Annotated in this window: 14 protein-coding genes; 11 read left to right on the forward strand and 3 right to left on the reverse strand. The window is 69.8% G+C overall.

Annotated features, from left to right (window positions below; all coding sequences use genetic code 11):
• Positions 1 to 292: 292 nt before the first annotated feature.
• The 6 genes from ACFRCG_RS28880 (at position 293) to ACFRCG_RS28905 (ending at position 6,917) form a co-directional block, all read left to right on the forward strand.
• Entirely contained in the window at positions 293 to 1,354 is a 1,062-nt protein-coding gene (locus tag ACFRCG_RS28880) for a substrate-binding domain-containing protein (RefSeq protein WP_380036755.1), read from the forward strand.
• Positions 1,355 to 1,468: 114 nt separating this feature from the next.
• Positions 1,469 to 3,016 (forward strand): sugar ABC transporter ATP-binding protein, encoded by a 1,548-nt coding sequence (locus ACFRCG_RS28885; protein WP_380036757.1) that lies wholly within the window; start codon positions 1,469 to 1,471, stop codon positions 3,014 to 3,016.
• On the forward strand, positions 3,013 to 4,056 hold the full coding sequence (locus ACFRCG_RS28890; protein WP_380036759.1) for an ABC transporter permease: 1,044 nt from the start codon (positions 3,013 to 3,015) through the stop codon (positions 4,054 to 4,056). Before ACFRCG_RS28885 ends, ACFRCG_RS28890 begins: the two co-directional genes overlap by 4 nt.
• Positions 4,057 to 4,291: 235 nt before the next feature.
• The gene (locus ACFRCG_RS28895) at positions 4,292 to 5,908 is read left to right on the forward strand and encodes an NPCBM/NEW2 domain-containing protein (RefSeq protein ID WP_380036845.1); all 1,617 of its coding nucleotides are present in this window, start codon (positions 4,292 to 4,294) and stop codon (positions 5,906 to 5,908) included.
• A 170-nt stretch (positions 5,909 to 6,078) separates the two neighbouring features.
• Positions 6,079 to 6,489, forward strand: a complete 411-nt coding sequence (locus tag ACFRCG_RS28900) for a GNAT family N-acetyltransferase (protein ID WP_380036761.1) — start codon at positions 6,079 to 6,081, stop codon at positions 6,487 to 6,489.
• Between the two features lie 104 nt (positions 6,490 to 6,593).
• On the forward strand, positions 6,594 to 6,917 hold the full coding sequence (locus tag ACFRCG_RS28905) for a putative quinol monooxygenase (protein WP_380036763.1): 324 nt from the start codon (positions 6,594 to 6,596) through the stop codon (positions 6,915 to 6,917).
• Between the two features lie 53 nt (positions 6,918 to 6,970).
• On the opposite strand, the gene ACFRCG_RS28910 is transcribed toward ACFRCG_RS28905, so the two are convergent.
• The gene (locus ACFRCG_RS28910) at positions 6,971 to 7,426 is read right to left on the reverse strand and encodes a PPOX class F420-dependent oxidoreductase (protein ID WP_380036765.1); all 456 of its coding nucleotides are present in this window, start codon (positions 7,424 to 7,426) and stop codon (positions 6,971 to 6,973) included.
• Positions 7,423 to 8,016 carry a dihydrofolate reductase family protein gene (locus ACFRCG_RS28915; RefSeq protein ID WP_380036767.1) on the reverse strand — a complete coding sequence of 198 codons (594 nt, stop codon included), beginning with the start codon at positions 8,014 to 8,016 and terminating at the stop codon, positions 7,423 to 7,425. Before ACFRCG_RS28915 ends, ACFRCG_RS28910 begins: the two co-directional genes overlap by 4 nt.
• Positions 8,017 to 8,108: 92 nt before the next feature.
• Here ACFRCG_RS28915 and ACFRCG_RS28920 point away from each other — a divergent pair, with 92 nt between their 5' ends.
• The 3 genes from ACFRCG_RS28920 (at position 8,109) to ACFRCG_RS28930 (ending at position 10,645) form a co-directional block, all read left to right on the forward strand.
• A complete protein-coding gene (locus ACFRCG_RS28920; RefSeq protein WP_380036769.1) occupies positions 8,109 to 8,561 on the forward strand; it encodes a winged helix-turn-helix transcriptional regulator in 453 nt (150 codons plus the stop codon).
• Between the two features lie 131 nt (positions 8,562 to 8,692).
• Positions 8,693 to 8,872: a hypothetical protein gene (locus ACFRCG_RS28925; RefSeq protein WP_380036771.1), complete on the forward strand. Its 180-nt coding sequence runs from the start codon at positions 8,693 to 8,695 to the stop codon at positions 8,870 to 8,872.
• Positions 8,873 to 9,040: 168 nt separating this feature from the next.
• The gene (locus ACFRCG_RS28930; RefSeq protein WP_380036773.1) at positions 9,041 to 10,645 is read left to right on the forward strand and encodes an ABC-F family ATP-binding cassette domain-containing protein; all 1,605 of its coding nucleotides are present in this window, start codon (positions 9,041 to 9,043) and stop codon (positions 10,643 to 10,645) included.
• Between the two features lie 95 nt (positions 10,646 to 10,740).
• Here the strand turns inward: ACFRCG_RS28930 and ACFRCG_RS28935 are convergent, their stop codons facing one another.
• Positions 10,741 to 10,944, reverse strand: a complete 204-nt coding sequence (locus ACFRCG_RS28935) for a hypothetical protein (RefSeq protein WP_380036775.1) — start codon at positions 10,942 to 10,944, stop codon at positions 10,741 to 10,743.
• Positions 10,945 to 11,241: 297 nt separating this feature from the next.
• Here ACFRCG_RS28935 and ACFRCG_RS28940 point away from each other — a divergent pair, with 297 nt between their 5' ends.
• Both ACFRCG_RS28940 and ACFRCG_RS28945 read left to right on the forward strand, forming a co-directional pair.
• Complete coding sequence (locus tag ACFRCG_RS28940) at positions 11,242 to 12,429, forward strand: protein-glutamine glutaminase family protein (RefSeq protein ID WP_380036777.1); 1,188 nt, start codon at positions 11,242 to 11,244, stop codon at positions 12,427 to 12,429.
• A 64-nt stretch (positions 12,430 to 12,493) separates the two neighbouring features.
• Positions 12,494 to 13,453, forward strand: a complete 960-nt coding sequence (locus ACFRCG_RS28945) for a LysR family transcriptional regulator (RefSeq protein WP_380036779.1) — start codon at positions 12,494 to 12,496, stop codon at positions 13,451 to 13,453.
• Positions 13,454 to 13,542: the final 89 nt, after the last annotated feature.

Below are 13,542 nucleotides of genomic sequence, written 5' to 3' on the forward strand. Positions count from 1 at the left end.
TCCAACATAGCAGTGTTCGTTTATCGCACCCGACTTCGGCATCGGGAAATACGCGCGTGCACACGGCCATTCCCGCACGTGAGGAGGGCTCGCAGCAGGAGTTTTACCAAATCGGGGCTTGTTGGTTAATGTTTGAACTGCTAGATATGTGAGTCGCGTTACGAGTGAATACGGCGCATACCGTGTTCGATTTCAAGATCGACGTTTCCATTACCAGCACATCCCGCTCTTCCGCAGGTCACGGCACTCCCCCGCGGTCCTCGCAGGCCGCCGACCTTCACAGGGGCTGATCATGACGCACCGCAGACGCACCCGGCGGGCGGCCGCGATGGTGGCGGCGTTCGCATTCGCCGCGACGCTCACCGCATGTTCGTCCGGCAAGGACGACGACGCCGGCTCCGGCTCTCCTTCGGGCCCGCCGGCTTCGTTATCCGGCACGATCAAGATCGCTTACCTGCAAAAGCAGGGCGACCAACAGTACTTCGTCGACGAAGCGGACGGCGCCCGTGCCAAGGCCAAGGAACTCGGCGTCGATCTCAAGGTCGTCAACCTCGGCAACGACACCAACAAGGCCGTCAGCGAGGTCCAGGCGGCAATCGCCCAGAAATACAACGGCGTCGTGATCGTCGTGCCCGACCCCGCCGTGGGACCGCAGGTCGTCGACATCGCCGGCAAGGGCGGCGCACCCCTGCTCGCGTCCGACGACCAGATCTGCCTCACCGGCCCCGACCCGACCAAGTGCGCCAAGGACAAACTCGTCCCGCGCGTGGGCTTCAGCGGCCCCCAGATGGGCACCCAGGTGGGCGGGCGCGCCGCCGACGAATTCAAGAAGTCGGGCTGGAATCCCGCCGACACCGCGATCATCGCCGCCTGGAAACAGGACGTGACCGTGTGCACCGACCGGGTCGACGCCGCCCGCGAAGCCTTCAGGCAGGCGACCGGCGCGGACGTCAAGGTGCTCAAGGTCGGCACCGACAACACCCCGCCCGACGCGCAGAACAAGACGGCCGCCACGATGAGCGGCAACCGCTCGGTGAAGCACTGGATCGTGTGGGGCTGCAACGACGAGAACGTCACCGGCGCGGTCACCGCGCTCCAGAACGGCGGCTACGGCGCCGCCGACGTGATCGGCGTGGGACTGGGTGGCTATCTGGCGTGCAAGGACTGGGGTTCCGGCAAGCCGAGCGGGATGAAGGCCGCGCTGTTCATCAACGGCTACGAGGTCGGCGGCCTCGCCGTACAGACGATGGTCGATCGCCTCAGGAACGGAAAACCCTTCCCCGCCGAGGCGTTCGCGACGACGAAGATGGTCGACCCCGCCGACTGGCAACAATCCGGCCTCAAGTGCACGTGAGCGGGCCCGACGTGCGACCGCGCCGACCCGCCCGTCGTCGCCCCTGACCGGGTCGCGGCGACCCGGCGCCCTCCGGGCCGCCGCGACCTCCCGAGACGCCCTCGAGGTCCACCCATGACGAAGAACCCATCCCCCGACCTCCCGGGCCCAGCGCTCGCCGTCGAGGACATCCACAAGGACTTCGCCGGAGTCCACGCCCTGCGCGGCATCACGCTGGACTTCCCCCGCGGCACCGTCACCGCGCTCATGGGGGAGAACGGCGCCGGCAAGTCCACCCTCATCAAGATCATCAACGGCGACCATCGACCCGGCCGCGGCCGGGTCCTCGTCGCCGGCATCCCCCGTGTCCTGCACAGCCCCGCCGACGCCCGCCGGCACGGCATCCGCGTCATCCCCCAGGAACCCGAGATCGTTCCGCACGTCAGCGTCGCGGAGAACGTCTACATCGGCGCGCTGCCCCGCAAACCGGGCCGCCTCCTCGACCGCGGCACGCTGTACCGGCGTATGCGCTCCGACCTGGAACGCCTGGGATTCGCCCACGCCATCGCCCCCGAAACCCTCGGCTCGCGGCTCTCGCCCGCGCAGCGCCAACTCGTCGAGATCCTGCGCGCCCTCACCACCGAGGCCGCCGTGCTGGCCTTCGACGAGCCGACCTCGTCGCTGTCCGAACACGAGGTGGAAACGCTCTTCGGCCTCATTCGGCGCCTGCGCGACCAGGGGTTGGCCATCGTCTACGTCTCGCACCGCATGCAGGAGATCTTCCGCCTCGCCGACCGCGTCGCGGTCCTGCGCGACGGCGAGTTGGCCGGTATCCGCGACGCCGAACGCACCGACGAGGGCGAGGTGGTACGCCTGATGGTCGGACGCGACCTGTCGGCGCTGTTCGCCCGCAACCGCAGCGCACGCGACCGGGTCGTCCTGGAGGTCCGCGACGTCGGTACCGACGACGTCTCGCACATAGACCTCCACGTCCGCGAGGGCGAAGTCGTCGCCCTGGCCGGGCTGGTCGGCGCCGGTCGATCCGAACTCGCCGCCGCACTGGTCGGCGACGTGCCGATCCGCTCCGGCGAGGTACGCGTCGACGGCCGGCCGCTGCGCCTGCGCATGCCCCGCGACGCGGTGCGCGCGGGCATCGGCTACGCGCCGGAGGAGCGCAAGGCGCAGGCGTTGTTCCTGACCGGCTCGGTTCGCTACAACATCGGCGTCGCGGTCCTCGACCGACTGCGCCGCTTCCGCTTCGTCGGCGCGCGCCGCGAACGGCGCCTCGCCCGGGAGTTCGTCGACCGCCTCGAAATACGCACCCCGTCCCTCGACCACGAGGTGCGCAAACTGTCCGGCGGCAACCAACAAAAGGTCGTACTCGCCCGCTGGCTCGCCCGCCGGCCCGAGATCCTGATCCTGGACGAGCCCACACGCGGCATCGACATCGGCGCCAAGGCCGAAATCTACCGCCTGATCGACGAGTTGGCCGCAGCCGGCGTCGCCATCCTCGTCATCTCCTCCGAACTGCCCGAGGTACTCGGCCTCGCGGACCGCGTCGTCGTGATGCAGAACGGCAGGATCACCGGCGAACTCGACCGCGCCGACGCCGACGAGGAGGCCGTTCTCGCCCTCGCCATGGCATTCGACCTCGCCGAACCGACCCAGGGGAACCCGACATGACCACCACGACCGACGCGCCGCCACCGATGCCCGCCACATCCGCCGGCGGCGCCCATGCCCGCGCGCTGCCCCGCCGGGTCGCCGGCGCCGTCGGCGCGCAGAACACCAGCCTCATCGGCGCGCTCATCGTCGTCGTCGGCACATTCGCCTGGCTCGACGACGGCTACCTCACCCGGGCCAACATGACCGTCATCGGCGACACGGTCGCGGTCACCGGTCTGCTCGCCGTGGTCCAGACCGTGGTCATCATCTGCGGCGCGCTCGACATCTCCGTCGGCTCGCAGGCCGGCATCGCCTCCGTCGTCAGCGCCATGGCCTTCACCTCCACCGACGGCAACGCCGCCCTGGGCGTCCTCGCCGCGATCGGGGTCGGCATCGCGGCGGGTGTGGTCAACGGGATCGTCATCGTGTACGGCCGGGTCAACCCCGTCATCGCCACCCTCGCCACCCTCGCCGCGTACAAGGGTGTCGCCCAACTCCTCGCGGGCGGCCGGGCCCAGGGCTACGTGCTCGGCGACGACTTCTTCATCTTCGTCGCACGCGGCAAGATCCTCGGACTGTCCGTCCAGATCTGGACGTTGGCGGTGGTCGCCGTCGCCGTGCACGTCCTGCTCAAGTACACCGACATCGGCCGCAACATCTACGCGATCGGCGGCAACGACACCGCCGCGCGCCTCGCGGGCATCAACATCAACAAGTATCTGGTGTCCGTGTACGCCCTCGTCGGCGTCGTCGCGGCGATCGCCGGCGTCATCCTGACCGCGCGCACCGGATCCGGCCAGCCCACCTCCGGCAGTGAGGGCCTGGAGCTCAAGGCCATCACGGCGGCCGCACTGGGCGGTTGCGCCCTCAAGGGTGGCAAGGGCGGCGTCGGCGGCACGCTCCTGGCCGTCTTCCTCCTCGGCGCGCTGGAGAACGGCCTCAACGTCGTCGGCGTCAACTCGTTCTGGCAAAACGTCGCGCAGGGAGCCCTCCTGGTCGTCGCCGTCGTCATCCAACAACGCCGCAACGGGGAACGGGCGGTGGGACTGCCGACGTAGGAACTTCCCGGCGGAGCCCGGTGGTTGCGCCGTTCGCTCGGCGCACTCGGCCCGGCCACTCGACCACTCGACCGCACGACCGCACCGATTGCACGAATCCGCACGTACCAACGCACCATTCCGCACCTGCGCTCTCTCGAATCCCCGAGCACTGGAGCCGTCCGTGCACAAGGTACGAACCACCCTCATCCGCCGCCTCGCGGCCACCCTCACCGCACTGCCCCTGCTGGCCCCGATGATGGGCACGGCCGCACTGGCCGGCGTATCCGTCGCCGCCGCCCCGTCGGCCGCCGCCGCGCCCGACGGCCGGGCCGTCGTCCCCCCGATGGGATTCAACAACTGGAACTCGACCCACTGCCGGGCCGAGTTCGACGAGGCGATGGTCAAGGGCATCGCCGACCTGTTCGTGTCCAAGGGACTCAAGGCCGCCGGCTACCAGTACGTCAACCTCGACGACTGCTGGGCCCTGCCCGCCCGGGACGCGGCGGGCAACCTGGTCGCCGATCCGGTGCGCTTCCCGCACGGCATCAAGGCCGTCGCCGACTACGTACACGGCAAGGGCCTCAAGTTCGGCATCTACAGCAGTGCCGGGACCAAGACCTGCAACACCGCCGGATTCCCCGGCGGCCTCGACCACGAGCGCCAGGACGCGAACCTGTTCGCCTCCTTCGGCGTCGACTACCTCAAGTACGACAACTGCAACAACCAGGGCGTGGACGCGAGAAAGCGCTACACCGACATGGCCGACGCCCTGCGCGCCACCGGCCGGCCCATCGTCTACTCCATCTGCGACTGGGGCCAGAACAAGGTCTGGGAGTGGGCCGCCCCGATCGCCCACCTGTGGCGCACGACGGGCGACATCTCGGACAACTGGTCCTCGATGATCGGCATCGCCCACCGCAACCAGCCGCTTGCCCCGTACGCCGGCCCCGGTCACTGGAACGACCCGGACATGCTGGAAGTCGGCAACGGCGGCATGACCGCGACCGAGTACCGCACCCACTTCACGCTCTGGTCGATGATGTCCGCGCCCCTGCTGATCGGGACCGATCTGCGCAAGGCGAGCGCGGAGACGCTCTCGATCCTCTCCGATGCCGACGTGATCGCCGTCGACCAGGACCCCCTGGGCAGGCAGGGCACCGTGGTCGCGAACGACTCCGGCCTGGTGGTCATGGTCAAGGAGTTGGCCAACGGCGACCGGGCCGTCTCGCTGACCAACGAGACGGGGAGCACCGCCACGATCTCCACCACCGCGGACGCGCTGGGCATCGCCAACCGCGGGCCGTACCGGCTGAAGGACCTGTGGACCAAGGTCGCTTCCACGAACACCACCGGCACGTTCGGCGCCTCCGTACCCTCCCACGGCACGGTCGTCTACCGAATCACCCCCGGCCCGGCCCCACTTCCGCCCGCCGGCACCTCCCACCTGTCCGACATCCCCTGGACGGGCATGCTCAACGGCTGGGGGCCGGTGGAGAAGGACCGCAGCAACGGCGAACGGGCGGCCGGCGACGGCAGGGCGCTGACCATCAACGGCACCGTCTACGCCAAGGGCCTCGGCGCACACGCCGTCGGCACCGTCACCTACCACCTCGGCGCCCGCTGCACCGGCCTGACCGTGGACGTCGGCGTCGACGACGAAAGCACCTCGACCGGGGCGGTCGCCTTCCGGATCTACCGGGACGAGACGAAGGTCGCGGACAGCGGGGTGATGACCACGTCGGACGGTGCCAAAACGCTCACCGCCGACCTGACCGGAGGCCGAACACTGACCCTCGCCGTCACCGACGGCGGCAACGGCGTCGACCACGACCACGCCGACTGGGCGGCACCGAGGCTCACCTGCGTCTGACCCCTCCCGACCGGGCCGGCCCGGGCACCACACGATGCTCACGGTCGCGACAACGACCGACGAGCCGCCCGGGCCGGCCCTCGACGACCTCCCATCCGGTCGCTCGACCACCGGTATGGGCCGGGATCGAAAGCGGTTGCGGGAAAGCCGGGATCGGTGATGCTGTCGGGATGAGCGAAACGATCTCCTACGCCTGGCGCGATCCGATCACCGACGACGAGATGGTCGACCTCGTCCGATCACACGGCGGCAACGCCGTTGCGGGCTGGTGGAGCCGGATCGAGCCGCACAGCCTCGGCTGGGTGAGCGCCCGCGACGGCGCGGGACTCCTGGTCGGCTTCGTGAACGTGGCATGGGATGGCGAGGACCACGCGTTCCTGATCGACACCAAGACGCGGGGCTCGTACCAGCATCGCGGCATCGGAACGGCCGTCGTCCGCCTCGCGGCCGAGCAGGCGCGCGCGGCGGGCTGCGAGTGGTTGCACGTCGATTTCGAACCGGAGTTGCGGCGCTTCTACTTCGACGCCTGCGGTTTCCGCGGCACCGACGCGGGACTGATCCACCTGCCCACGGAGCCGTAGCGCAGGCGCCCGCACCTCTTTCAAGGTACGATTTGCATCGTATCTTTATGATCGCTAACGTCTCCAAGGTACGAGGAACGTCCTACCTTCGAGAAGGGGACCCCATGGGTCAACCATTCACCCTGGTCGGTACCGCCAGGCCCAAACCGGAGCGCGCGGAGGAATTGCGCCGACTGCTGCTGTCGTTCGTCGAGCCGACCCGGCGCGAGCCCGGTTGCCTGGAGTACCACTTCCACGAAGACCTCGACGCACCGGGCGTGTTCGTCTTCTACGAGGCCTGGCGCAGCCGAGAGGATCTGGACGCCCACTTGGCCCTGCCCCATCTCCAGGATTTCCGGGAGCGCCGGATGGACTATCTGGAGCAGGACTTGGAGATCCGCTACCTCACGATGCACAGCCCGTACGAGGAGCGCGGCGGCCGGGACTGAGCCGACGACGGGCCGCCGACCCCGAACGGCCCTCCCCGCCGCCGCCGTTGCCGTCACGACATCCCTACCGCCTGCCGCTCCGCCTCGATGATCGCGACGACGCGCTGTTGGTCTCGCGAGTACGACCGGCCGATGTACTTGGCGGCCACGCGGTCGACCACCGCCCAGCCCGCGTCGCCGTCGAGCCATTCGACGACCCGGCCGCGGATGGCGATCGGCCGGAACGGGTCGTCCTCCGGCGTCAGGGACAGCGCGACTCGGGGGTCGCGGCGCAGGTTTCGGGCCTTGCGGCTGTCCGGGCCGGTCAAAATCACGATGCGGTCGCCGTGCGTACCGATCCACACGGGGACCGAGTGCGGCGCGCCGTCCGGGAGGACGGTGGCGAGGTGGGCGATCGGGGTTCCGTCGAGTACGCGGCGCACTTCGGGGTCGAGCATGGCGTTGATCTCCTCGGGTCGTTTCCGGTGGGGCTTCTCGTGTTCGTGCTCGTGGTCGGCGGCGGGGGTCACCGTTCCACCGCGTAGTGGAGGTGCGTGACGCCGGGCGCCGGGACGGCGTCGACCAGGCGCAGGCGCACGTGTTCGGGCAACTCCCGGAAGAACGGGCGGCCTTCGCCGAGCAGGACCGGCACCTGATGGAGGATCACCTCGTCGACGAGCCCCGCCGACAAGCCCTCGGCCAGGACCCCGCCGCCCATGAGCGCGACGTCCTTGTCGCCGGCGGCCTCGCGGGCCGCGGCGATCGCGTCGGCGATTCCGGAGGTGATCAGGGTCTGCCGCTCGGTGATCTCCGGCGCCGGGCGGTGGCTGAGGACGAACAGCCGGGCCGTCGGGTGGGGGCTGCCGCCGCCGAAGTGATCGGAGTCCTCGTAGGTGTTGCGCCCGGCCACGACCGCGCCGATCCGGCCGGCGAGGGCGTCGAAGACCCGCGCGCTCGGCTCGCTCTGCCGGAAGCCGTCGAACACCCGGCTGGGCGTGTCGCCGTCGAAGTACCAGTCGAAGAGCATCGTCCCGGCACCGAGGCCGCGCCCCGGGCCGGGCTCGCGACCGGTGATGTAGCCGTCGACCGACACCGCGTGGCTGCTGATGACCTTGCTCATCCTCGGCATCCTTCTCTGGAGTTCCTTCAAGAGACGTTGAAACCGTAGCAGCCCAAGTTCCTTCAGGGAACCCCGATTGCTAGACTGCTCACATGCAGCGGACGGACTTCAGCAAAATGGCGTGCTCGATCGCCCGAACCCTCGATGTCATCGGCGAGCCCTGGTCGCCGCTGGTGCTGCGCGACGTATGGGTCGGGCTCACCCGCTTCGAGCAGCTTCAGGCCGACCTCGGGATCTCCCGCAAGGTCCTGACGGAGCGGCTGAACCACCTGGTCGAACACGGTGTACTGGAGCGGCGCCCCTACGACCGGCGACCGCGCTACGAATACGTTCTGACCGAGAAGGGCACCGAGTTGGTCGACCTGCTCATGGTCATGACCGGCTGGGGCGACAAATGGCTCGCGGGCGAGGCGGGCCCACCGGTGCTGTACCGCCACCACACGTGCGGCGAAATCAGCACCGTCGAACTACGTTGCGGCCACTGCGGCAACCCCATGCACGCAACCGACATCGACCCCCTACCGGGCCGGGGCTCAGCCGCGTAGGGACCCGACACCCTTCGGATCACCATCACCAACTTTCGCGGGTTACGCCGCCATGGCGGAGGCCGGCACTGTTGACGCATCAAAATCGCGGCCACCCGCCCGGTTCGTCATCTCGAAAGGGTCGATCACTCGTGAAGTCACCCCGCATCGCCTTCGCGCTCACCCTGGCCGCCACTCCCCTGCTCATCCTCATCGGCGCGACGTCGGCGAGCGCGACGCAGGTGTACCCGGCCACGGAGTACGACCGATCCGCGCCGATCACGACACCGATGGGCCCGACGGCGGCGCATCCCTCGGTGCAGGCGGGTTGAGACGAACGTCCACGGCGGTGAGGTGTCTGCCCGAGCCTTCGGGTTAATGGCTGGGGCAGTCCCACGGCGTCGGCTACAGTGCTGACATGTCTACGCCCCGAATTTCCTAGCGAAGGACTCACTTCCGCGTCAGAAGTGTGTCCTTTTGCTTTTTCGGAGCGTTACTTCATGATCACCGTTCGCGGTGTCGAGCTGCGCGCGGGCGCCCGCCTGCTGCTCTCCGACATCTCCTTCACCGTCTCCCCCGGCGACCGCATCGGCTTGATCGGCCGCAACGGCGCGGGCAAGACCACCCTCGCGACCGCCCTCGCCGGCCGCTCACGCCCCGCCGCCGGGACGATCAAGCACACCGGCCCGGTCGGCTTCCTCGCACAGGACTCCCGCACCGCCGATCCCGGCGTCGGCGTCTCCGACCGAATCCTGTCCGCCCGCGGCCTCGATCGGGCACTGCGCACCCTGCGCGGGGCCGAGGTCGCGATGGCCGAGGCCGACGGGCCGGCCGCGCTGGAGCGGGCGATGCGCGCCTACGACCGCGCCGAGGCCGCCTTCCAGGCCGGTGGGGGCTACGCCGCCGAGGCCGAGGCCGCCCGGGTGGCGGCAGGGCTCGGCCTGCCCGAACGCATACTGGGCGAGCCGATCGGCACGCTCTCCGGCGGACAGCGCCGCCGCGTCGAACTGGCCCGCATCCTGTTCGCGGGAGCCGAGGGCACCCTCGTCCTGGACGAGCCGACCAATCACCTCGACACCGATTCGATCGCCTGGCTGCGCACCTTCCTGCGGGAGCGACGGGGCGGCCTGGTGATCATCAGTCACGACACCGACCTCCTGGCCGCCGTGGTCAACCGCGTCTTCCACCTCGACCCGCAGCGCGCGACCATCGACATCCACAACACCGACTGGGCGACCCACCTGACCCAGCGCGACGCGGACCGGCGCCGTCGCGCCCGGGAACGGTCGAACACCGAGCGCAAGGCCGCGTCCCTGCACGCCCAGGCGGACCGGATGAAGGCGCGCGCGGCCACCGCCGTCACCGCCAGGAGCATGGCGCGCCGCGCCGACCGGATGCTCACCGAACTGGAACCCACCCGGTCGACGGACAAGACCGCGCACATCCGGCTGCCCGAACCCACCCCGTGCGGCCGCATACCGCTCGGCGCCGTCAACCTCACCAAGTCCTACGGCGAACATCGGGTCCTGAACGGCGTGGATCTGGCCGTCGACCGCGGCAGCCGCCTGGTGATCCTCGGCCCCAACGGCGCGGGCAAGACCACGCTGCTGCGCATCCTGGCCGGCCACGAACAACCGGACTCCGGCCGGGTGGTACCCGGACACGGCCTGCGCCTCGGCTACTTCGCCCAGGAACACGACACCCTCGACACCACCCGCACGGTCCGGGCCAACCTCGCCGCCGCGGCCCCGCACCTGACCGACGGCGAAGTGCGGCACGTACTGGGCGCGTTCCTGTTTCCCGGAGACGACGCCGACAAGCCCGCCGGAGTCCTCTCAGGCGGGGAGAAGACCCGCCTGGCCCTGGCCGGACTGGTCCACTCCGGCGCCAACGTCCTGCTCCTCGACGAACCCACCAACAACCTCGACCCCGCGTCCCGCACCGAGGTCCTGGCCGCGATCGGCACCTACCCGGGCGCGATCGTGATGGTCACCCACGACCCGTCCGCCATCGACGCCCTGCGCCCCGACCGCGTCCTGCTGCTCCCCGACGCGGACGAGGACCTGTGGAGCGACACCTACCTCGACCTGATCACCCTCACCTGACCGCGCACGGACGCACCACCGCACGGTGACACGCCCCGCCGCCCCCGTCCGGATCCAGCTCCGGCGCGCGGGTGTGGCGGGGCGTGGGGTTCGGCTCAGTCGTCCTGCTTGAGGCCGGAGGGCTCCTGGGTTCGGGTGTACTCGGCGATCAGGCGGGGGGCCGCGGCGTGGATGAGGAGTCTGCCGTCGGCGACGACATTGACGCATGCGATCGGGTCGTAGTGGTGTTCGGGCAACCGCGACCGATGCTGCTCGGTGGGAAGTTCCGCGCGGCGCCCGAGAATCAAGGGAGTCGACATGGGTGTCCTGTCTTCGCGTAACCGGAAGCGCGGGTGTGCACTCCTCGGCTACCCGGTAACTCCGCTCCCATGCACGGAAGTTCCGACCCCACGTCGGCGCAGGACGATCGAGGGGATGCGCGAAGGACGCACCATTGGAAAGTACCTCGCATGCACCTGGATCCGGCCATCCGGCCATCCGTCGTCGGACCGGGCCGATCCGAACACGGCCGAGCGGAATCGCGGTTTCCGGGTCGGCCGAGATGTCGGTCGCTACGCTTGGGGCCCAGGGTGGACGGATTTCCGGGGGGATGATCCATGAAGCGCGAACGCGAACTGAAGAATCCGAGCAGTCAGGGTGTCGAAGCCCCGCAGGGCGAGCGAGGCCCGGACGACGACACCAAGCGCGCCCGAACCGACGCACACACCACGGTTCCCGCACCCGCGGCGGACACACCGGAGGCGGACGTACAGGCGCCCCCGCCTCATCCCACGGCCCAACCGGCGGTCCAACCCGTCCCGGGCCCCACACCGCAGCCTCAGCCCCACCGCTTCACCAGGCCCGCCAACTTCCTCCTCGCGCAAGAGGTGGAGCAAAGGCGCGCCGAGGCCGAGGAGGAAAAGCGGCGGCAAACGCAACTCCAGGCCGAACGGGCCAAGGCGGAAACCTCGACCAAGCCCAAACCGCGCACCCCGGCTCCGGTGGCCGAACCGAAGAAGGGCTCCTCGCCCCTCCCCGATGTGCGGTTCACGGAAGCGGACCCGACGGCGATCGCCCACATGACGCCGGGTCAGCTCGCGGAGGCCATCGAGGACCGGATGGAGGACTTCGGCGGAATGACCCCCGACACCCCTCTCCTGACGTTCCGTCAAGCCGCGCTCGTACTCGGCAACGACCTGCACCTGGCCAAAAGCACCATGTGCATCGGCCAGGTGCGGACCTGGCTCCGTTCCCGGGCCGCCCTCGTCCCCGACGTGATCGTGCTGTGCGACGCGAAGGCGGCGGGGCTCGCGGCACCCGCGACCCCGGCACCGAGCCTCGCCGAACTGACCGCGGTGTGGCGCGAACTCACGGACGCGCTGATCGTCCCGCGGAGCGCGACGCACGACGGTTGTGAATTCCTCGCGCACGCCGTCTGCGAATGGTTCGAGAACACCCACCCGGACTGGGCCAGGCTGCACCTGTGCAAACGCTGGGTGGTGGCGCCCAGCGGCGGCATGCACCCGCCCTACCACTGGAAGCACCACGTCGCTCCCCAAATCACCTGTACCGAGGGCCTGTTCGTGATCGACCTGCTCCTGGGCGCGCAGGCGCCGATGGCCCACAAGGCGTGGGTGACGGCCGCCAGGGGCGCCTTCGCACCCGCCGACACGTTCGATGCGACCGCCCCGTGGGAGCTGCTCGGCGCTCCCGCCCCCGCGGCGGCCGACTTCGTTCCCGAGACGCTGACCCCGATCGGCGCGACCCTGCGCACGAACATCGAAGCCTGCAAACGCGGTTGGTAACCGGGGCGCGGTCGACCGGGCGGCATCTTGTTCGCCGTCGCCGGTCGGCCGTACCTTGCCGGGCATGGACATGGAACTACGCCATCTGCGCACCATTCGGGCCATCGCGGATGCGGGCAGTCTGACCCGCGCGTCCGCCGTGCTGGGCCTGGCTCAGCCGGCACTGAGTACGCAACTCAAACGGATCGAAAAGGCTTTGGGCGGCGCGCTGTTCGAGCGCGGTCGCGAAGGGGTCACGTTGACTCCGCTCGGCGAACTGGTGCTGGACCGGGCCCGAATGTTGTTACCCGCTGCCCGGGAACTCCAGGAGGAGGCCGTACGGTTCGCCAATCGGGTGGGGGTGACACCCAGATTTCGCCTCGGCGGCACGCACGGACCGCTGTTCGGCGGTCTGGTCGACCGGCTCGCCGAGGAACATCACGCCGACACCGTGACCACACACATGTCGTGGTCCAACCGGGAGTTGACCGCCATGGTGGCAACCGGGCGACTGGACTACGTACTGCTCGGCGCGTGCGGCGAGAGCCGCCCGGCGTACGGCGGTGGACTGGCGTGGCGCGAGGTGGGCACGGACCCGGTCTTCCTGATGCTCGCGCACGACCACCGGCTCGCCGGCGAGCGGGAGGTGGATCTCGCCGCGTTCGCCGACGACAGCTGGGCCGCCGTTCCCGGCGAAGGGTGCTTCGAGGACTGCTTCTTCACCGCGTGCGCGCGAGCGGGCTTCACCCCGCGGGCGGTCTACGAGACGGACGTGGCCGCGTGCGTGTACCTCAGCCGGGTCGGCCGCGCCGTCGGCCTGTGTCGGGCGACGATGCCGCCGACGCCGGGCATCACCCGGGTGGCGCTGGCCGGCACGCCGCTCTCGTGGCGGCACCTGATCGGCTGGCATCCGCACGCCCCCGCCGCGCGCACCGCGTCCCTGGTGACCGAACAGGCCCGCGCCGCCCACGCGGCGGCGGTCCGCGAGGCCCCGGACTATGCCGACTGGCTCACCGACCACGAGGGCTACGGAACGGCGAACTGACCACGGCCCATCAGCGCGACAGCCCGTCCATATCACCGTGTTGGGGGTCGATTGACAGGTACCTCGTCACATCGCTCGCAGATACGTTT

The organism is Embleya sp. NPDC056575 (genome assembly GCF_042793325.1).
Classification (GTDB): domain Bacteria; phylum Actinomycetota; class Actinomycetes; order Streptomycetales; family Streptomycetaceae; genus Embleya.

Excerpts from the sequence above, each read along its gene's own strand:
- ACFRCG_RS28940 (WP_380036777.1), top strand. The coding sequence starts at position 11,242 with ATGAAGCGCGAACGCGAACTGAAGAATCCGAGCAGTCAGGGTGTCGAA.
- ACFRCG_RS28885 (WP_380036757.1), top strand. The coding sequence starts at position 1,469 with ATGACGAAGAACCCATCCCCCGACCTCCCGGGCCCAGCGCTCGCCGTC.
- ACFRCG_RS28935 (WP_380036775.1), bottom strand. The coding sequence starts at position 10,944 with ATGTCGACTCCCTTGATTCTCGGGCGCCGCGCGGAACTTCCCACCGAG.
- ACFRCG_RS28930 (WP_380036773.1), top strand. The coding sequence starts at position 9,041 with ATGATCACCGTTCGCGGTGTCGAGCTGCGCGCGGGCGCCCGCCTGCTG.
- ACFRCG_RS28895 (WP_380036845.1), top strand. The coding sequence starts at position 4,292 with ATGATGGGCACGGCCGCACTGGCCGGCGTATCCGTCGCCGCCGCCCCG.
- ACFRCG_RS28890 (WP_380036759.1), top strand. The coding sequence starts at position 3,013 with ATGACCACCACGACCGACGCGCCGCCACCGATGCCCGCCACATCCGCC.
- ACFRCG_RS28900 (WP_380036761.1), top strand. The coding sequence starts at position 6,079 with ATGAGCGAAACGATCTCCTACGCCTGGCGCGATCCGATCACCGACGAC.
- ACFRCG_RS28915 (WP_380036767.1), bottom strand. The coding sequence starts at position 8,016 with ATGAGCAAGGTCATCAGCAGCCACGCGGTGTCGGTCGACGGCTACATC.
- ACFRCG_RS28880 (WP_380036755.1), top strand. The coding sequence starts at position 293 with ATGACGCACCGCAGACGCACCCGGCGGGCGGCCGCGATGGTGGCGGCG.
- ACFRCG_RS28905 (WP_380036763.1), top strand. The coding sequence starts at position 6,594 with ATGGGTCAACCATTCACCCTGGTCGGTACCGCCAGGCCCAAACCGGAG.
- ACFRCG_RS28920 (WP_380036769.1), top strand. The coding sequence starts at position 8,109 with ATGCAGCGGACGGACTTCAGCAAAATGGCGTGCTCGATCGCCCGAACC.
- ACFRCG_RS28945 (WP_380036779.1), top strand. The coding sequence starts at position 12,494 with ATGGACATGGAACTACGCCATCTGCGCACCATTCGGGCCATCGCGGAT.